Here is a 17,986-nt window from a genome sequence, read left to right on the forward strand (position 1 = left end):
GATTGAACTCATGAAAGCCGCAGTCCTTTTCGAAGCCAAGACCCCCCTCCAGATCGAGGAGGTGACCGTCTCCAAGCCCGGCCCGCGCGAGGTGCTGATCCGCACCGTGGCGTGCGGCGTTTGCCGGTCGGACCTCCACTATGTCGACGGCGCCTTCCCGCATCCGGTGCCGACCGTGCCGGGGCATGAGGCGGCGGGGATCATCGAGGCGGTGGGATCGGACGTCGCGCATCTCAAGGTCGGCGATCATGTCATCACCTTCTTCACCGTCTTCTGCGGATCGTGCGAGATGTGCGTCACCGGGCGGCCGTCCTTGTGCATCGATTCCTCGACGCGGCGCCCCAAGGATGCCGAGCCCCGGCTGAGCCTCGCCGACGGCACCCCGCTCGCGCCCTTCCTCAATCTCTCGGCCTATGCCGAGATGATGCTGGTGCACGAAAATGCCTGCGTCGCGATCAACAAGGAGATGCCGCTCGACCGCGCGGCGCTGCTCGGCTGCGCGGTGATCACCGGCGCAGGGGCGGTGTTCAACGACAGCCGGGTGCGGCCCGGCGAGAGCGTCGCGGTGATCGGTGCCGGCGGGATCGGGCTGGCGGCGATCAACGCCGCGAAGATCGCGGGGGCGGGGACGATCCTCGCGATCGATCCGGTGCCCGAGAAGCGCGAGCTGGCGCTGAAGCTGGGCGCGACCCATGCGATGGATGCGATGAGCGAGACCATCGTCAAGGATGTGCTCAAGCTGACCGGCGGGGGCGTACACTATGCGATCGAGGCGGTGGGCCGCTCGAACACCGCCGAGCTGGCCTGGAACATCCTGCGCCGGGGGGGCACCGCGACGATCCTGGGCATGATCGCGCCGGGCAACAGCGTCAGCATTCCGGGGCCGACCTTCCTGACGGGCAAGAAGATCCAGGGCTCGCTGCTGGGCTCGACCCGCTTTCCGATCGATATGCCGCGGCTCGTGCAGATGTATCTCGACGGGCTGCTCGATCTCGACACGATGGTAGCCGAGCGGATCGCGCTCGGCCAGGTCAACGAGGCGCTCGAAAAGCTCCGCAAGGGCGATAGCGTGCGCAGCGTGATCATTTTCGCATGAGCGATCTCGACGAAGCGCGCCTCGGCGAATGGCTTGCGGCGAACGTCGCGGGCTTTGCGGCGCCGTTCGGCGTCGAGAAGTTTGCGGGCGGGCAGAGCAATCCGACCTATCGCATCGATGCGGCGAGCGGTTCCTATGTGCTGCGCCGCAAGCCTTTCGGGCCGATCCTGCCCTCGGCGCACGCGGTCGAGCGCGAGCACCGGCTGATCGCGGCGCTGCATCCCACGGGCTTCCCGGTCGCGCGGCCCTATGGGCTTTGCGAGGATGACGGTGTGATCGGTTCGGCCTTCTACATCATGGAGATGGTCGAAGGCCGGACGCTGTGGGACGGCTCGCTCCCCGGCATGACCCCCGCCGAGCGCACCGCGCATTACAACGCCATCACCGACACGCTCGCGGCGCTCCATGCGGTCGATTACGAGGCCGTGGGCCTCGGCGATTACGGCAAGCCCGGCAATTATTTCGAGCGGCAGGTCGGCCGCTGGTCGAAGCAGTATCGGGCCAGCCAGACCGAGGACATGCCCGAAATGGAGCGGCTGATCGAATGGCTCCCGCTCACGGTCCCCGAACAGACCCGCACCAGCATCGTCCATGGCGATTTCCGCATCGACAACATGATCTTCGCCAATTCCGGTCCGAAAGTCCTCGCCGTCCTCGACTGGGAACTCTCCACCCTCGGCGACCCCCTCGCCGACTTCTCCTATTACCTCATGAGCTGGGTAACCCAACCCGAGGGCCGCTCGGGGGTGAAGGGCCTCACCGGCGACAGCGGCATCCCGCCGCTCGAAGCGGTGGTCGAGCGCTATTGCGCGGCGACGAGGCGCGACGGGGTGCCCGATCTCGACTGGTATTTCGCCTATAATCTCTTCCGGCTGGCGGGGATCGTCCAGGGGATCAAGAAGCGGATCATCGACGGCAACGCCTCCAGCACACAGGCTGCGGCGACTGCGGAGCGGATGCCGGGGCTGGTCGCGGCGGCATGGGAGTTTGCGGAAAGGGCGGGGGCATGAACCAACCTCCCTCCGTTCGTTTCGAGCGAAGTCGAGAAACGTTGGCGGAGCGCTTGGGTCGGTTTCTCGACTGCGCTCGAAACGAACGGGGGATGAAATGAATCTCTTCGATCTCACCGGCAAGGTGGCCATCGTCACCGGCTCGACGCGCGGGATCGGCAAGGCTGCCGCGGAGGCGCTGGCCGAGCATGGCGCGAAGGTCGTGATCTCCAGCCGCAAGCAGGATGCGTGCGTGGAAGTGGCCGCCGGGATCAACACGCGCTTCGGCGAGGGCACCGCGATCGCGGTCGCCGCGAGCATCTCGGACAAGGCGGCGCTCCAGAACCTGGTCGATGCCACGCTCGCCGCGTTCGGGCGGATCGACGTGCTGGTCTGCAACGCGGCGTCGAACCCCTATTACGGGCCGATGGCGGGGATAGCCGACGATCAGTTCCGCAAGATCCTCGACAACAATATCGTCTCGAACCACTGGCTGATCCAGATGGCGGTGCCCGGCATGATCGCGCGGGGCGACGGATCGGTGATCATCGTCTCGTCGATCGGTGGGCTGAAGGGGTCCGAGGTGCTCGGCGCCTATTGCATCTCCAAGGCCGCCGACATGCAGCTCGCGCGCAACCTCGCGATCGAGCTGGGGCCCAAGGGCGTGCGGGTGAACTGCATCGCGCCGGGGCTGGTGAAGACCGATTTCGCGCGGGCGCTGTGGGAGGATCCCGAGCGGATCGCGGCGACCAATTCGACCACGCCGCTCCGGCGGATCGGGGAGCCCGAGGACATCGCGGGCGCGGTGGTGTTTCTCGCCAGCAAGGCGGGGGCATTCATGACCGGACAGTCGATGGTAATCGATGGGGGAGTGACGATCTGATGCGGTTCACAGGCAAGTCGATCATTGTCACCGGTGCGGGTTCGGGGATCGGGCGGGCTTCGGCGACGCTCTTCGCGGCGGAGGGCGGGAGCGTCATCGCCGCCGATATGTCGCCCAGCGTCCATGCGACGGTCGATGCGATCCGGGAGGCAGGCGGCACCGCCATCGCGGTCGAGATGGACGCCGGTTCGGAGCCCGATGTCGCGGAGACCGTAGAGCTGGCCTGCGGGGAGTTCGGCGGGCTGGATGTCTTCTACGCCAATGCCGGCATCTCGGGCGGGCTCGAGAGCGTGCTCGAGCAGTCGGTCGAGTTGTGGGCCGAAGTGCTGCGGGTCAATTTGATCGGCCCCTTCCTCGCGATCAAGCATGGCGCGCCGCGGATCGTCGAGCGCGGCAAGGGGGCGATCGTCTGCACCGCCAGCGTCGCCGGGCTGCGTTCGGGGGCGGGGGGATCGGCCTATTCGGCGAGCAAAGCGGGCGTGATCAACCTCGTCCAGACCGCCGCGCAGCAGCTCTCGACCTCGAACGTCCGCGTCAATGCGGTGTGTCCGGGGCTGATCGAGACGGGGATGACCGAACGCGCCTTCACCTATGCCCGCGAAAAGGGCGTCGAGGACAAGCTCGGCCAGCTCAACCCGCTGCGCCGCGCGGGCGTCCCCGAGGAGATCGCCCGCGTCGCGGCCTTCCTTGCCAGCGACGAGGCCAGCTATGTCAACGGCCAGGCCTGGGTGGTCGATGGCGGGCTTTCGACCAGCCATCCGGTGACGCGGCAGATGTTCGGGAAGACCGCGTTTTGAAACGTTACCCCTCCGTTCGTCCTGAGTAGCGATTGAGCTTGTCGAAGGCGCGTATCGAAGGACAGGTGGTTGCGTGCCACGGTACTTCGATACGAGCCCTCGCTACGCCTTCGGCTACTCGGTCTCTACTCAGCACGAACGGGTGGGGTGCGACCGGATTGACTCGTTACGGCCATGGCCTCAGCCTCTTCCTCCTCGGGGGCGAGAGGAGACATGCCATGCGTTTGCTGTTCAAGGTCCTGCTCGTGCTGGGCATTTTCACCACCGCCGCACCCGCTTTCGCGCAGGATCAGGAAATCGTGGTCACGGGCAGCCGTATCCGCGGCAATGGCTATTATGACAGCTCGGCCCCCGCGCCGAGCATGGCGCTGCGCCGCACCGCGGATTTCGCGGTCCAGACCGTCACGGTCACCGGCGACACGCGCGATCCGGACAAGCGGCGCGAGGAAATCTATGCGCTGATCAAGGGCGCGATCGACCTGGCGGGCAAATATGGCGTCCAGCTCGCGACGGGCGATGTCGTGGTCGAGCAGCTGACGCTCGCCAATTACCGCAACCTGCCGCTGGCGAAGGACGACGACCGCGAGGATACCGAGAGCACCAGTTTCCTGATCAAGGTGCCGCTGACGCCCGGTACCGACGCCAAGGCCGCGCTCGATCGCTTCGCCAAGTTCATCGCGGCGGTCCCCTCGGTCGGGCGCGCGGAGATCAAGGCGAGCGAGGATCTGTCGCTCTCGGTGGTCAACCCCGAACAGTATCGCGAGCCGATCATCGGGCTGATCGCCGCCAGCGCCAATGCCGCCGCGGCCAAGTTCGGGCCGGGCTATGGCGTGACGGTCGAAGGGCTGCAGGGCCGGGTGCAGTGGAGCCGGGCGAGCCTGACCGAAGTGTATCTGTACCTGCCGGCGAGCTTCACCGTGGTGCCGAAGGATTAGGCAGTTTGGCTTGGGTTGTGCACCGCCCACCGTTCGCCCTGAGCCTGTCGAAGGGCGGCTATCCGCGAGCGATGCGCTCGTGGAGAGGCGGGCTTCGACAGGCTCAGCCCGAACGGAAAAGGGGCGATTCAGCCAGCTATTTCCGATTCAGGCGGCCAGCTTCGATTTGAAGAAGGCGATCACCTCATCCGCGGCCGCGCGGGTGGGTTCGCCCGCGGCGTCGATCAGGTCGCGGGTGAAGACGCTGTGCGCGGGCTTGCCCTCGGCGTGCATGCCGCCGGGGTTGCCGGCGCTGTCGGGCAGGGTGGTGCCGGTGAAGGCGGTGCCGAACTCGCGCTCGAGCGTCTCGAAACGGGCGGCGCGGCAGAGGCTGTCCTTCTCGAAGCGATAGCCGCGCAGCGTCAGGCCGTCGTCGCGGGCGCGCGCCTTGACCCGGTCGAGATCGGCGGGAGAGATGTCGAGCGCATCATGGTTGAGCACCGGCAGGCTCGGCTGGGCGAGGACGGGGGCGAGCACCACCGGATCGACCGCCATCGACAGCGCGAAGCCGCCGGTGAGGCACATGCCGATCACCCCGACACCGGGACCGCCGCACTCCTCATGGGCCTGTTTCGCCAGCGGACGGAGCCAGTCGACCACCGGGCTCGAACGGCCGGTGCGGAACAGGGTGAATTCGCGGCTGACGCAGAGCTCGAGGATGTCGGCCAGGCCGGTCCTTTGCGGATTGCTGTCGTCCGGCCTGCCGCGCAGGATCGGGGCGTAGACGCGCATGCCGGCCTGGGCGATCCAGCCGCAGAAGCGGGTGAGGGGCGCGGTGAAGCCATAGACTTCGTGGATCACGATCACCGCGGGACCGGCTTCACCGAGGCACAGCACCGGCCTGGTGCGGCCCGCGAAACGCATGTCGCGGCGCGTGAAGTCGGCGATCGCAATCATTCCTTGAGCCGGATCAGCCCTTCCTGGGTGACGCTGGCGACGAGCCGCCCGTCGCGGCTGAAGATCTGGCCGCGGTTGAAGCCGCGTGTGTGGCCGGACCAGGGACTGTCGGTGGTGTAGAGCAGCCATTCGTCGAAGCGGAACGGCTCGTGCAGCCACACCGCGTGATCGAGGCTGGCGGTCTGCACATTGCCCTGCATCCAGCTGACGCCGTGCGGCATCATGCAGGTGCCGAGCAGGGTCATGTCGGTGGCATAGGCGAGCATCGCGCGGTGGAGCGACGGATCGTCGGGGAGCGGGGCGGCGACGCGGAACCAGCTGTGCTGGAGGGCGGGCTGCTTCTCGGGCTTGAACCAGTTGCGCGGATTGACCGGGCGGATCTCGATCGGCCGGGCGCGCAGGAAGAAGCGGCGGAGCTTTTCGGGGACCTGATCCTGGATCTCCGCGCGCAGCTCGCGTTCGCTGCGGAGCTGGTCCGGATCGGGGACGTCGGGCATCGCGTCCTGATGGTGCAGGCCCTCCGCGGGGGTCTGGAAGCTCGCCGTCATGTTGAGGATCGGCTTGCCCTTCTGCATCGCGATGATGCGGCGATTGGCGAAGCTGCGCCCTTCGAAATCGCGGACGACGCGGTAGATGATCGGATGATCCTCGTCGCCGGGGCGCATGAAATAGGCGTGGAGCGAGTGGGCGGCCTTATCGTCCTCAACCGAACGCTGCGCGGCCTGGAGCGCCTGCGCGATCACCTGTCCGCCGAACACGCGGCCGACCCCGCCGGGCTGGCGCGCACCGCGATAGAGATCGGTGTCGATCTCCTCGACGGTCAGCAGCTCGATCAACTGCTCGACCTGCGCCTCGGGCGTGGCGGCGCGTTCCGGGGGAGAGTCAGCCATTCCTCAAATCCGTTCGTGCTGAGCTTGTCGAAGCACCGCTCTTTCTTCCGAAGAAGGACTGCCCTTCGACAAGCTCAGGGCGAACGGTGGTGGGTTAGTATCCGGCCGCCTCCGCCAGCGCGTTCGCGTGAAAGTTGGTGTCGCCGAACATCTCGGCCAGGACTCGGGCGCGTTTCATATAGAAACCTATATCATATTCATCGGTCATGCCGATACCGCCATGCATCTGCACACCTTCCTGCACCGCGAGCGCTGTCGCGAGCCCGGTCATCGCCTTGGCGACGGCGACGGCTTCGGTGGCGTCCTGGCTCGAATCGAGCAATTGCTGGGCCTTGAGCACGGCGGCGCGGGCGACCTCCATCTCGCTGTAGAGATGCGCCGCGCGGTGCTGGAGCGCCTGGAAGCTGCCGATCGGCACGCCGAACTGCTTGCGCTCCTTGAGGTAGGAGACGGTCATGTCCATCGCGCCGCCGCCTACGCCGAGCATCTCGGCCGAGGCGCCGGTGCGGCCCGCGGAGAGCAGGCGGGCGAGGGGGGCGTCGCCCTGGTCGACCTCTCCGATCACCGCGTCGGCATCGACCTCGACGCCGTCGAAGGCGAGGCGCGCGGCGATGCTGGCATCGGCGAGGCGTTCGGGGGTGGCGGTGAGGCCCCTGGCGTCGTTCGGGACCGCGAACAGCGTGGTGCCGTGGCCGGTGTTCGCGGCGACGATCAGCAGGTCGGCGACATGACCGTGGGTGACGAACTGCTTGGCGCCGGTGAGGCGGAAGCCGTTGCCGCTGCGCTCGGCCTTCATCGTGACCTTGCCGTCATGCTTGGACCGCTCGTCGATCGCGAGCGCGGCGACGGTGTCGCCCGAAAGGATGCCGGGGAACCAGCGCTCGCGGCTCGCGCTGCCCTTGAGCGCCTCGACCGCCGCGACCGCGGTGGCGAGGAAGGGCGAGGGCGAGAGGTTGCGGCCGATTTCCTCGAGGATGGTGCCCGCCTCGACATGGCCGAGGCCGAGGCCGCCGTCCGCTTCCGGGATGATGACGCCGGTGAAGCCCATTTTGGCGAAGGACTTCCACAGGTCTCGGGAGAATCCGGTGGCGTCGTTAGCGTCGCGGCGTGCGCGCATGTGCGAGACGGGCGCGGCGTCGGCGACGAACTCTTTCGCGGTGTCGCGGAGCAGGGCCTGATCGTCGGTGAGGTACAGGGGCATGAATCAGGCTCCGGGAAGATCGAGAATGCGCTTGGCCACGATGTTGAGCTGGACCTCGCTCGTCCCGCCCTCGATCGAATTGCCCTTGGTGCGCAGCCAGGCGCGAGCGGCGTGGCCGTGGTTCGAGGCGCCGCTCTCCCATTCGAGCGCGTCCGATCCGCCCGCGGCCATCATCAGCTCGTACCGGGCCTTGTTCAGCTCGGTGCCGTAATATTTCATCATCGAAGGCTGGGCGGGATGCGCCTTGCCGGACTTGAGCTCATCGATGAACTTTTCCGACATTGCGCCGAACGCCTTTGACCGGACCTCGAACAGCGCGATCTGGGCGCGGAGGATCGGATCCAGCCCCAAGCGCGCCGCCTCGATCAGCGGATCGCCCCCGGTGCCCGCAAGGCCGAAGCCCGAGATCATCTCGCGCTCGTGCCCGAGCAGGAACTTGGCGACGTCCCAGCCCTTGTTGAGCTCGCCGAGCAGGTTCGCCTTGGGGACCTTCACATTGTCGAAAAAGGTCTCGCAGAAGGGCGAATAGCCGCTGATCAGCAGGATCGGCCTGGTGCTGACCCCCTCGCTCGCCATGTCGAACAGGAGGAAGCTGATCCCGGCCTGCTTGACGGTCTTGTCGGTGCGGACGAGGCAGAAGATCCAGTCGGCCTGGTCGGCGTACGAGGTCCAGACCTTCTGGCCGTTGATGATGAAATGATCCCCGGCATCCTCGGCGCTGGTCTGCAGCCCGGCAAGGTCCGAGCCGGCGCCGGGCTCGCTATATCCCTGGCACCAGCGGATCTCGCCGCGGGCGATCTTGGGGAGATGCTCGAGCTTCTGTTCCTCGGTGCCGTACTTCAGCAGCGCCGGCCCGAGCATCGAGATGCCGAAGCTGTTGAGCGGGTTGCGGCATTTCAGCCGCGCCATTTCCTCGCGCAGGATCTTGGTCTCGGCCGCGCTCAGCCCGCCGCCGCCATAGGCCGCGGGCCAATCGGGCACCGTCCAGCCGCGTGCGCCCATGCGGTCCATCCAGACTTTCTGGTCGGGGTGGGCGAAAACGGGGTTGCGGCCGCCCCAGGTGGCGTCCTTGTCGGAGCGCACCGGTTCGCGCATCGAGGCCGGGCAATTTTCCTCCAGCCAGGCGCGGGTTTCGAGGCGGAATTGGTCGAGGTCTTCCATATCATCCCTCCGTCATCCCGGCGAAAGCCGGGACCCAGGGTTACAGGCGATTTGCTTCGTGGCTCTGGGTCCCGGCTTTCGCCGGGATGACGAACCGTTAGTTGAACCGCTCGCCCTTCTCCGCCTTCTCGCGGAGCAGCGGCGCCACCTCGAAGCCGTATTTCTCCAGCCCCTCGACGATCTTCTTCAGCCCCACCGTGTCCGCCCAGAACATCGGGCCGCCGCGATAGACGGGCCAGCCATAGCCGTAGATCCACACCACATCGATGTCGGAAGCCCGCTGCGCCTTGCCCTCAGCGAGGATCAGCGCGCCTTCGTTGACCATGGTGTAGAGCGTGCGGACGATGATCTCGTCCTCGGTGATTTCGTGCTGGGGCGTGCCCGTCTTGGCGCGGAAATCGGCGATGATCTCGGCCACGCGGGGGCTGGGCGAGGGGTTCCGCTTCTCGTCATAGTCGTAGAAGCCCGCGCCCTTCTTCTGCCCCCAGCGGCCCTCGGCGGCGAGCGCGTCGCGGATATTCTCGATGCGCGTCGGGTCGCGGTGCCAGCCGATATCGACGCCGGCGAGATCGCTCATCTGGAAGGGACCCATCGGCATGCCAAACTCGACATGGACCTGGTCGATCTGCTGCGGAGTGGCGCCCTCGTGCAGCATCTTCATCGCCTCCATCTGGCGCGGGATGAGCATGCGGTTGCCGATGAAGCCGTAGCAGACGCCCGCCACGACGGCGACTTTCCTGATCTTCTTGGAGAGCGCCATGACGGTGGCGAGGACATCGTCGGCGGTCTTGTCGCCGCGCACGACCTCCAGCAGCTTCATGACATTGGCGGGCGAGAAGAAGTGCATGCCGAGCACGTCGCCCGGTCGCTGCGTGCTCGCGGCGATCTCGTTGATGTCGAGATACGAGGTGTTCGAGGCGAGGATCGCGCCGGGCTTGGCGATGGCGTCGAGCTTGCCGAAAATGTCCTTCTTGACGTCCATGCTCTCATAGACGGCCTCGATGATCAGGTCGCAGTCGGCGAGATCGGCGAGGTTGAGGGTGGGCGTGAGCAGCCCCATCGCCTGATCGACCTGTTCGGGCTTGATCCGGCCCTTGGCGGCGCTGCCCTCGTAATTCTTGCGCATCACGCCGGTGCCGCGATCGAGCGCCTCCTGCTGCATATCGACGATGGTGACGGGGATGCCCGCCGACAGGAAGTTCATACTGATCCCGCCGCCCATCGTGCCGGCGCCGATCACGCCGACCTTGTTGATGGGCCTGAGGGCGATGTCGTCGGCGATGCCGTCGATCTTGCTCGCCTTGCGCTCGGCGAAGAAGATGTGGCGCTGGGCGGCGGACTGGACGCCCATGATCAGCTTCATGAAGTCGTTGCGTTCCTGCACGACGCCTTCGGCATAGGGCAGGGTCGAGGTGCGCTCGATCAGGTCGATGATCGTCGCGGGCGCCTCGAAGCCGCGGAAGCGCTTGGCGTTGGTGGCGCGAAAGGCCTCGAACACCGCCGGATCGGCACTGACCGGCTTCTCGCTCGCGCGGGGCAGGGGGCGGGCATCTGCCACCTCATTGGCGAAGGCGAGCGCGTCGGCGAGCAGGCTGTCCTCGCCCGCGAGCCGGTCGACCAGCCCGGCGGCCTGCGCGGCCTTGGCCGAGACGGGATCGCCCTTGGCGGCGAGCTCGAGCGCGAACTCGACCCCGGCGACGCGCGGCAGGCGTTGGGTGCCGCCCGCGCCGGGCAGGATGCCGAGCTTGACCTCGGGCAGGCCGAACTTCGCGCTCGGCACCGCGATGCGGTAGTGCGACGCGAGCGCGACCTCGCAGCCGCCGCCGAGCGCGGTGCCATGGACCGCGGCGATCACCGGCTTGTCGAGCGCCTCGATCTGATCGACGAGCGTGGGTAGGCCGGGCTCGGCCATCGGCTTGCCGAATTCGGTGATGTCGGCGCCCGCGAAGAAGGTCTTGCCTGCGCAGGTGATGATCACGGCCTTGATCGAGTCATCGCCCGCGGCTTCCTGGATCCCGGCCTGCAGCCCCTGGCGCACCGCGGCGCCGAGCGCGTTCACCGGCGGATTGTCCGAGGTGATGACGAGGACGTCGCCGTGGCGGGCGGTGGTGATGGGCGAGGTCATATCTCTACTCCTGAGGGTCAGTCGTTCAGCGCCGAATAGATCAGCGTCTTGAGTTCGCGGCGGATGGTGAAGATGGTCGAGGGCGAGACCTGGGTCATGAAGACCATGGTGATCCGCTCGACCGGATCGACGAAGAAGGCGGTCGAGAACATGCCGCCCCAATAATATTCGCCCGCCGAGCCGGGCAGCAGCGCGCGGGCCGGGTCCATCGTGACCGCGAAGCCGAGGCCGAAGCCAACCCCGGCATTGGTGGTCTCGCTGAACAGCGAGGTCGACATCGAAGCCAGGTCCGAACCGCCGGGCAGGTGGTTCATCGTCATCAGCTCGATCGTCTTGCGGCTGACGATCCGCGCGCCGTCGAGCGCACCGCCGTTCAGCAGCATCGTATTGAAGCGGTGATAGTCGAGCGCCGAGGAGACGAGCCCGCCGCCGCCCGAGACCTGGGTAGGCGGAGTCGCCCACAGGCTTTCGGCACCGCGATCGTACATCACGCGTTTGCCGTCCGGTGCGATCGTCCAGCAATCGGCGAGGCGGTCTAGCTTGCCGGCGGGGACGGCGAAGAAGGTGTCGTGCATCCCCAGCGGCATGAAGATGCGCTCCTCGAAGAAACGGTCGAGGGGGATGCCGGCGATGCGCTGGACGACGAGGCCGAGCACGTCGGTCGAGACCGAATAGTTCCAGGCGGTGCCGGGCGAGAATTCGAGCGGGAGCTTGCCGAGCGCGGCGACGAAGCCGTCGAGATCGAGATTGCCCCACCAATTCTCGATCTTTCCCTCGCGATGGGCGAAATCGATGTTGGAGCGGTTCTGGAAGCTGTAGGTCAGGCCCGAGGTGTGGCGGAGCAGGTCGACCATCCGCATCGGCTCGGCGGTCGGCTTGGTCTTGAACGGGACACCCGCGCCGCCGCCGTCATAGACGCCGATGCCCTTCAGCTCGGGCAGGACGTGATGGACCGGGGTGTCGAGCGCGACCAGCCCTTGTTCGAGCAGCATCATGAAGGCGATCGAGGTGACCGGCTTGGTCATCGATGCGATGCGGAACAGGGTAGTCTCGTCCACCGGCGAGCCGCCCTCGCGGGCCGGGCCCTGGTGGCTGAAATGCACGATTTCGCCGTTGCGGGCGACGAGGATCTGGGCGTGCGGCAACAGCCCCGTGTCGAGATACCGCGCCTTCATGAACGCATCGAGGCGCTCCAGCCGGCCGCTTTCGAAACCCAGTGCTTCCGGCTTGGCGGTTTTCATCGCTACTCCATACCCCGCGTTCGAATCTGCATTCGCTCGTGCGATCCCCTATTGCCTTGAGCGCGCCTTGAATCAACACTAGTTCGAACAGGAATCATGAGCTCGGGGCAAACCCGACATATGAAATGGAGTGATGCCGCTTGTCAGCCGAACCGATCGTGCCGCTCGACCCCGCATGGCCCGCGCGGTCGCTCGCCGAATGCGAAGCGCTGCTGACCGCGCCCGGCGCGCGCTTCGAAACCGAGACGGCGGTGATCCGCGGGGTGGAGACCAAGGTCTGGAAGAATGCGCCGCCGACGCTGCGCATCCTGACCCAGCTGGCACGCGCCTATGGCGACCGGACCTTCACCATCTATGAGGATGAGCGCGTCAGCTATGAGGCCAATTTCCGCGCGGTGAGCCATCTGGCGGCGAAGATGCGCGAGATGGGGGTGGGGAAGGGCGACCGCGTCGCGCTGGCGATGCGTAACCTGCCCGAATGGCCGGTGATCTTCTTCGCGGCGGTGAGCATCGGTGCGATCATGGTGCCGCTCAATGCATGGTGGACCGCGGGCGAGATCGAATATGCGATGAACGATTCGGGCGCGAAATTGCTGTTCGTCGATGGCGAGCGGCACGAGCGGCTGAAGGACGGCTATGCCCGGATGCCCGCGTTGGAGCGGGTGATCGTGGCGCGCGCCAAGGGCGAGATAGAAGCGCCGGTGAGCCGGCTCGAGGTGCTGATCGGGCGGCCGATGGACTGGGCCGGGCTGTCGGACATCGGATTGCCCGACGCCGATGTGGCGCCGGACGACGAGGCGACGATCTTCTACACCAGCGGCACCACCGGCAATCCCAAGGGCGCGCTCGGCACGCACCGCAATTTCGTGACCAATATCATGTCGAGCGGCTTCACGGTGGGCCGCGCGATGCTGCGGCGGGGGGAGACGCCCCCGGCGGTGCCCGATCCCAAGGTGGTGCTGCTCGTCATCCCCTTGTTCCATGTGACCGCATCGAGCGCGGCGATGATGACGCTGATCGCTGCGGGCAGCACCATGGTGTTCATGCGCAAATGGGATCCCGTCCTGGCGATGGAGATCATCCAGCGCGAGAAGGTCAACCAGACCGGCGGCGTACCGACGATCGCGTGGCAGCTGCTCGAGCATCCCGACCGCGCGAAGTACGACCTCACCAGCCTCGATACGATTGCGTACGGAGGGGCGCCCTCGGCGCCCGAGCTGGTCAGGCGCATCTATGAGGAGTTCGGCGCGCTCCCCGGAAACGGCTGGGGCATGACCGAGACCACCGCGACCGTCACCCAGCATAGCGGCGAGGACTATCTCACCCGCCCCACCAGCGCCGGCCCGCCCGTCGCGGTCGCCGAACTCAAGATCAAGTCCGTCGAGGGCGACCGCGAGCTGGGCATCGGCGAGGTGGGCGAGCTCTGGGCCAAGGGGCCGATGGTGGTGAAGGAATATTGGAACAAGCCCGAGGCGAGCGCCGAAACCTTCGTCGACGGCTGGGTCCGCACCGGCGACCTCGCGCGGGTGGACGAGGACGGGTTCCTCTATATCGTCGACCGCGCCAAGGACATCATCATCCGCGGCGGCGAGAATATCTACTCGATCGAGGTCGAGGACGTGCTCTACGCCCACCCCGCGGTGACCGACTGCGCGCTGATCGGCATTCCGCACAAGACGTTGGGCGAGGAGCCCGCGGCGGTGGTGCATCTGGCGCCAGGGACGGACGCGAGCGAGGCCGAACTGCAGGACTGGGTCCGCGCGCGGCTCGCGGGGTTCAAGGTGCCGGTGGCGGTGCGGTTCGTCGCGGAGACGCTGCCGAGGAACGCCAACGGGAAGATCCTGAAGAAGGATCTGAAGGGGCTGTTCGTGGAGGAGGCGGCTTGAGGTTCTTGCCAATTTTTGCCATTGGCCCTATCTTTGGTTCATGAGCACCATGAACATCTCGCTGCCGGAAACGCTCAAGTCCTTCGTGGATCAGCAAGTGACCGGGCGCGGCTATGGCACTAGCAGTGAGTATGTCCGCGAGCTGATTCGACGTGACCGGGACCGCGAGCAGTTGCGGGCGCTGATCCTCGAGGGCGCGGCGTCCGGCCCGGCTGAAACGGTCGATCAAAGCTATTTCGACGAATTGCGCGCGCTCGCTCGGGGCGACATTCTGGAGTGAGCAACAGGCGACTGAACGTATATCCCGCAGCCAAGCGGGACATACGGTCTGCCGTGCTGTTCTATCGCGAAGAAGCTGGTGTCGCAGTTGCCGCCCGCTTCGCCACCGCCCTGGAACACCAATATCGGACCATCGCCCGAGACCCGGGCGTGGGATCGCCACGCTACGCAGGTGAACTCGGCATCGAGGGATTGCGCCACAGTCTCGTCAAGCGCTTCCCTTATTCGATCTTCTATCTCGCGTTTGACGACCGGATCGAGATCCTGCGCGTCCTCCACGCAATGCGCGACATCCCCGCCAATCTTCGAAGCTAAGGCGCTATTTCGGCGCCAGCGCGAAATCGACGCTGACGCTGACCTGCGAGCGGTCGCTGCCCGCGAAGACCGGGGGTGGGGCAGCCCGCTGAGCGACCATGTCGGCGGACTCATAGGCCACCATCGGCTGCGGAGGCGCGCCCGCGCCGCCGTCGCGGATCACCAGCACGCGCACCACCTTGAGCCCCGCGGCCTCGGCATAGGTGTCGGCGCGGGCGCGCGCGGTCTTGTAGGCGGCGGCATAGGCGCCCTTGTTCGCGGCTTCGGGATCGGAGACGCGCAGGTCCGGGCCCGAGAGGAGGTTGGCGCCCGCGCGCGTGGCGGCCTGGATCGCGGCGCCGGCCTTGCTCACGTCGCGGATGCGGATCGTGATCGTGTTGCTCGCCTCGAACTTGTTGCGGTTGGCGCCATAGCCGATCCGCGAGACGCTGAGCTGCTGGGTCTGCATGTCCGCCTCGGCGACGCCCAATGCCTTGAGTGCCCCCACCACCGCATTGATCTTCTGGTTGTTGGTCTCGGTCGCGGCTTCTGAGGTGGCGCCGATCGACGAGACGCCGACCGAGATATTCGCCTCGTCGGGCTTGGTTTCGGCCTGGCCGGTGGCGCTGACCTGGAGCAGGGTCTCGCCGCGCTCCAGCCCGTTGGGGCCGCCCTGCTGGCCGGGGACGCCGCATCCCGCAAGAGCCAGGCTTGCCAGTGACACCAATCCGATTGCCGCCTTGCCCATCTCGCTCTCCGTTCAAATTCTACGCCGCCATATTTTGGCCTTGTAGATGAACAGCGGATGAACCGACGCTCAGCGCATCGCCGCCCATTCGTCCTTGCTGAGATAGCGTTCGGCATTGAAGAAGCGCTTGATCTCGTCCTCGGTATTGAGCTTGCCGTCCATGATCCAGCGCGTGTGCCAGGTGAGGAAATAGAGCCAGTCGGCCTTGGGGCCGAGCGTCGCGGGATCGGGGATCGGACCGTTTTCATGGAGGCAGATCGGCACGCTGTCGCCGACGATCGCCTTCACCTGCGCGAACATCGGGGCGAGATTGCCGTGATCCTCGACATAGATGTCGGCGCCGGCGATATCGTAATAAGCGCGGCCCGGATCATAGGCGGGATCGACATTCTGGCCCGCCCAGCCGAGCACCCAGATCAGGTTGTTCAGCCCGCGCACCCGGGTGAAGTGATCGTACATCAGCTTCCACAGCGCCTTGAACGCCTCGGGGCCATGCTTGCCCCACCAGAACCAGTCGCCGCTGAACTCGTGATAGGGGCGCCACAGTATCGGCACGCCGCGGTCGCGCAGGGCGGCGAGCAGATCGGCGATATGCTCCATGTCGCGCATCATCGCGGTATTTTCGGGGGTGCCGGGTTTGAGCGCGGCGGCGACGTCCCAGTCCTTCTTCGAATTCTCGTAGCCAGTGCCGATGGTGGGCACGCCCCAATGCCAGCAGATCGTCGGCACCCCGCCACTCTCATACCAGCGCGCGGCGCGTTCGTTGGTGGCGAGGTGATCGTGGGGCTCGATATAGTCGAGGCCCAGCACCGCGGGGAGCTGGCCCGAGAGCTTGTGGATATAGTCGAGCTCGACCGTGGGCCCCTCGGGCCGCCAGAAGCTCTCCTGCTGGCCGCTGAGCGTGTAGCGGCCATAGACGCGCCAGAGACGCTCATAGAGGCTGCGCGCGGCGGCGGCGGCGTTCGGGTTGCTGAGCCGGGGCGGCGCAGGCGCGGCGGCGGTGAGGCCGAGCGCGGCGGCGGCGACCAATGTTTCGCGACGGGTAAGCTTCATTCGACGACTTTCAGGATTGCGTGCGACCAGCCGGCAAGGCGGGCCTCGCGGGTAGGGGCGGGCATTTGCGGTTCGAAGGTCTTCACCTTGCCGCGCATCGCGCTGGCGGCCTCCAGATCCTGGAACAGACCGCGGCCCACCCCCGCGAGCATCGCCGCGCCGAGTGCGGTGGTCTCGGTGAAATCGGGGCGGTCGACGGGGAGGGCGAGCATGTCGGCCAGGTCCTGCGCGATCCAGTCGTTGGCGATCATGCCGCCGTCGATGCGGAGGCGGCCCCAATCGGCGCCGTCGGCGGCGAAGGCGGTCTTGAGGTCGTGGCTCTGGTGCGCCTGCGCCTCGAGCGCGGCACGGATGATATGCGCGCGGCCCGAGTTGAAGCTGAGGCCGGTAATCGCGGCGCGCGCCTCGGGATGCCACCAGGGGGCGCCGAGCCCGGCGAGCGCGGGGACGAGATAGACGCCGCCATTGTCTTCGACGGAGCGGGCGAGGCCCTCGGTCTCGTCGGCACGCTCGATCAGCTTGACCGAATCGCGGAGCCACTGGACGAGGCTGCCCGCGACGAACACCGATCCTTCGAGCGCGTAGGTGCGGCGGCCGTTCAGCTGCCACAACACGGTGGCGAGCAGGCGGTTCTTCGAGGTTGGCGGGCTGGTCCCGGCGTTGGTGAGGACGAAGGCGCCGGTGCCGTAGGTGGCCTTGGTCTCGCCCTTGGCGAGGCAGGACTGGCCGATGGTCGCCGATTGCTGGTCGCCCGCGAGCCCGCAGATCGGGATTTCGCCGCCGAAGAGCGACGTTGTGCCGAATTGCCCGGCGCAATCGACGATTTCGGGCAGCGCGTCGCGGGGGGCGTCGAACATGTCGACAAGACCGTCGCTCCAGGCGCCGCTGCCCAGCCCCATGAGCAGCGTGCGCGAGGCGTTGGTTGCATCGGTGACGTGGAGGCCGCCCCTATTTTCATTGGCGGTGAGCTTCCACACCAGCCAGCTCTCGATCGTGCCGAGCGCCAGCCGGTCGCCGGCCTCCTTCAATTGCGGCCAATTGGCCATCGCCCAGGCGATCTTGGTGCCGCTGAAATAGGGATCGAGCAGCAGGCCGGTGCGCGCCTGCACGCCGGGCTCCTCATCCGCCTCCTTGAGCTTGCGGCAGATCTCGGCGCTGCGCCGGTCCTGCCAGACGATCGCGGGGGCGAGCGGTTCGCCGGTCAGCTTGTCCCAGAAGACGATCGTCTCGCGCTGGTTGGTGATGCCGATCGCCGCGATCCGGTCCGGTCCGCCCGCCTTCTCGACCATCGCGCGGGCGCAGGCGAGCGACTTCCCCCAGATCTCGGCCGCGTCATGCTCGACCAGCCCGGGAGCGGGGTAGCTTTGCGTCAGTTCCGCCGATTGCGATCCAAGCACCGTCCCGTCCGCCGCGAACAGCATCGCGCGCGTGGACGTAGTCCCTTCGTCGATGACGAGCAGTGTCTCTCCCAT

Annotated in this window: 17 protein-coding genes; 8 read left to right on the forward strand and 9 right to left on the reverse strand. The window is 66.8% G+C overall.

Going from position 1 to position 17,986, the window contains the following annotated elements; all coding sequences use genetic code 11:
* Positions 1-10: 10 nt before the first annotated feature.
* From OF829_RS11005 to OF829_RS11025, 5 genes are all read left to right on the forward strand, one after another.
* On the forward strand, positions 11-1,096 hold the full coding sequence (locus OF829_RS11005; protein WP_264940060.1) for a Zn-dependent alcohol dehydrogenase: 1,086 nt from the start codon (positions 11-13) through the stop codon (positions 1,094-1,096).
* Positions 1,093-2,106: a phosphotransferase family protein gene (locus tag OF829_RS11010; protein ID WP_264940061.1), complete on the forward strand. Its 1,014-nt coding sequence runs from the start codon at positions 1,093-1,095 to the stop codon at positions 2,104-2,106. Before OF829_RS11005 ends, OF829_RS11010 begins: the two co-directional genes overlap by 4 nt.
* Before the next feature lie 97 nt (positions 2,107-2,203).
* On the forward strand, positions 2,204-2,968 hold the full coding sequence (locus OF829_RS11015; protein ID WP_264940062.1) for an SDR family oxidoreductase: 765 nt from the start codon (positions 2,204-2,206) through the stop codon (positions 2,966-2,968).
* Positions 2,968-3,765: an SDR family NAD(P)-dependent oxidoreductase gene (locus tag OF829_RS11020; RefSeq protein ID WP_264940063.1), complete on the forward strand. Its 798-nt coding sequence runs from the start codon at positions 2,968-2,970 to the stop codon at positions 3,763-3,765. Before OF829_RS11015 ends, OF829_RS11020 begins: the two co-directional genes overlap by 1 nt.
* A gap of 218 nt (positions 3,766-3,983) precedes the next feature.
* Positions 3,984-4,700 (forward strand): TonB-dependent receptor, encoded by a 717-nt coding sequence (locus OF829_RS11025; RefSeq protein ID WP_264940064.1) that lies wholly within the window; start codon positions 3,984-3,986, stop codon positions 4,698-4,700.
* Positions 4,701-4,847: 147 nt separating this feature from the next.
* Here OF829_RS11025 and OF829_RS11030 read toward each other — a convergent pair whose 3' ends face one another.
* From OF829_RS11030 to OF829_RS11055, 6 genes are all read right to left on the reverse strand, one after another.
* Positions 4,848-5,636, reverse strand: a complete 789-nt coding sequence (locus tag OF829_RS11030) for a dienelactone hydrolase family protein (protein ID WP_264940065.1) — start codon at positions 5,634-5,636, stop codon at positions 4,848-4,850.
* The gene (locus OF829_RS11035) at positions 5,633-6,526 is read right to left on the reverse strand and encodes an acyl-CoA thioesterase (RefSeq protein WP_264940066.1); all 894 of its coding nucleotides are present in this window, start codon (positions 6,524-6,526) and stop codon (positions 5,633-5,635) included. Before OF829_RS11035 ends, OF829_RS11030 begins: the two co-directional genes overlap by 4 nt.
* A gap of 94 nt (positions 6,527-6,620) precedes the next feature.
* A complete protein-coding gene (locus OF829_RS11040) occupies positions 6,621-7,727 on the reverse strand; it encodes an acyl-CoA dehydrogenase family protein (RefSeq protein ID WP_264940067.1) in 1,107 nt (368 codons plus the stop codon).
* Between the two features lie 3 nt (positions 7,728-7,730).
* Positions 7,731-8,888 (reverse strand): acyl-CoA dehydrogenase family protein, encoded by a 1,158-nt coding sequence (locus tag OF829_RS11045; protein WP_264940068.1) that lies wholly within the window; start codon positions 8,886-8,888, stop codon positions 7,731-7,733.
* Positions 8,889-8,985: 97 nt separating this feature from the next.
* On the reverse strand, positions 8,986-11,013 hold the full coding sequence (locus OF829_RS11050; protein ID WP_264940069.1) for a 3-hydroxyacyl-CoA dehydrogenase NAD-binding domain-containing protein: 2,028 nt from the start codon (positions 11,011-11,013) through the stop codon (positions 8,986-8,988).
* A gap of 17 nt (positions 11,014-11,030) precedes the next feature.
* Complete coding sequence (locus OF829_RS11055; protein WP_264940070.1) at positions 11,031-12,254, reverse strand: serine hydrolase domain-containing protein; 1,224 nt, start codon at positions 12,252-12,254, stop codon at positions 11,031-11,033.
* Between the two features lie 140 nt (positions 12,255-12,394).
* Between OF829_RS11055 and OF829_RS11060 the strand changes: the two genes are divergently transcribed.
* Genes OF829_RS11060 through OF829_RS11070 form a run of 3 tightly spaced genes read left to right on the forward strand, consistent with a single transcriptional unit; the run spans position 12,395 to position 14,734 of the window.
* Complete coding sequence (locus tag OF829_RS11060; RefSeq protein ID WP_264940072.1) at positions 12,395-14,140, forward strand: class I adenylate-forming enzyme family protein; 1,746 nt, start codon at positions 12,395-12,397, stop codon at positions 14,138-14,140.
* A 40-nt stretch (positions 14,141-14,180) separates the two neighbouring features.
* Positions 14,181-14,420, forward strand: coding sequence for a type II toxin-antitoxin system ParD family antitoxin (locus OF829_RS11065; RefSeq protein ID WP_264940073.1), 240 nt, complete (start codon positions 14,181-14,183; stop codon positions 14,418-14,420).
* Positions 14,417-14,734 carry a type II toxin-antitoxin system RelE/ParE family toxin gene (locus OF829_RS11070; RefSeq protein WP_264940074.1) on the forward strand — a complete coding sequence of 106 codons (318 nt, stop codon included), beginning with the start codon at positions 14,417-14,419 and terminating at the stop codon, positions 14,732-14,734. The genes OF829_RS11065 and OF829_RS11070 overlap by 4 nt, the downstream gene beginning before the upstream one ends.
* A 4-nt stretch (positions 14,735-14,738) precedes the next feature.
* Here the strand turns inward: OF829_RS11070 and OF829_RS11075 are convergent, their stop codons facing one another.
* From OF829_RS11075 to OF829_RS11085, 3 genes are all read right to left on the reverse strand, one after another.
* Entirely contained in the window at positions 14,739-15,461 is a 723-nt protein-coding gene (locus OF829_RS11075; RefSeq protein WP_264940075.1) for an SIMPL domain-containing protein, read from the reverse strand.
* Positions 15,462-15,530: 69 nt separating this feature from the next.
* The gene (locus tag OF829_RS11080; RefSeq protein WP_264940076.1) at positions 15,531-16,514 is read right to left on the reverse strand and encodes a glycoside hydrolase family 26 protein; all 984 of its coding nucleotides are present in this window, start codon (positions 16,512-16,514) and stop codon (positions 15,531-15,533) included.
* Complete coding sequence (locus tag OF829_RS11085) at positions 16,511-17,986, reverse strand: glycerol kinase (RefSeq protein WP_264940078.1); 1,476 nt, start codon at positions 17,984-17,986, stop codon at positions 16,511-16,513. The genes OF829_RS11080 and OF829_RS11085 overlap by 4 nt, the downstream gene beginning before the upstream one ends.

It is taken from the genome of Sphingomonas caeni (genome assembly GCF_026013415.1).
Lineage (GTDB): Bacteria > Pseudomonadota > Alphaproteobacteria > Sphingomonadales > Sphingomonadaceae > Sphingomonas > Sphingomonas caeni.

Coding starts and splice junctions, on each gene's coding strand:
- OF829_RS11005 (WP_264940060.1), top strand. CDS start 11: ATGAAAGCCGCAGTCCTTTTCGAAGCCAAGACCCCCCTCCAGATCGAG.
- OF829_RS11085 (WP_264940078.1), bottom strand. CDS start 17,986: ATGGGAGAGACACTGCTCGTCATCGACGAAGGGACTACGTCCACGCGC.
- OF829_RS11080 (WP_264940076.1), bottom strand. CDS start 16,514: ATGAAGCTTACCCGTCGCGAAACATTGGTCGCCGCCGCCGCGCTCGGC.
- OF829_RS11065 (WP_264940073.1), top strand. CDS start 14,181: ATGAGCACCATGAACATCTCGCTGCCGGAAACGCTCAAGTCCTTCGTG.
- OF829_RS11025 (WP_264940064.1), top strand. CDS start 3,984: ATGCGTTTGCTGTTCAAGGTCCTGCTCGTGCTGGGCATTTTCACCACC.
- OF829_RS11040 (WP_264940067.1), bottom strand. CDS start 7,727: ATGCCCCTGTACCTCACCGACGATCAGGCCCTGCTCCGCGACACCGCG.
- OF829_RS11050 (WP_264940069.1), bottom strand. CDS start 11,013: ATGACCTCGCCCATCACCACCGCCCGCCACGGCGACGTCCTCGTCATC.
- OF829_RS11055 (WP_264940070.1), bottom strand. CDS start 12,254: ATGAAAACCGCCAAGCCGGAAGCACTGGGTTTCGAAAGCGGCCGGCTG.
- OF829_RS11015 (WP_264940062.1), top strand. CDS start 2,204: ATGAATCTCTTCGATCTCACCGGCAAGGTGGCCATCGTCACCGGCTCG.
- OF829_RS11075 (WP_264940075.1), bottom strand. CDS start 15,461: ATGGGCAAGGCGGCAATCGGATTGGTGTCACTGGCAAGCCTGGCTCTT.
- OF829_RS11010 (WP_264940061.1), top strand. CDS start 1,093: ATGAGCGATCTCGACGAAGCGCGCCTCGGCGAATGGCTTGCGGCGAAC.
- OF829_RS11030 (WP_264940065.1), bottom strand. CDS start 5,636: ATGATTGCGATCGCCGACTTCACGCGCCGCGACATGCGTTTCGCGGGC.
- OF829_RS11020 (WP_264940063.1), top strand. CDS start 2,968: ATGCGGTTCACAGGCAAGTCGATCATTGTCACCGGTGCGGGTTCGGGG.
- OF829_RS11045 (WP_264940068.1), bottom strand. CDS start 8,888: ATGGAAGACCTCGACCAATTCCGCCTCGAAACCCGCGCCTGGCTGGAG.
- OF829_RS11035 (WP_264940066.1), bottom strand. CDS start 6,526: ATGGCTGACTCTCCCCCGGAACGCGCCGCCACGCCCGAGGCGCAGGTC.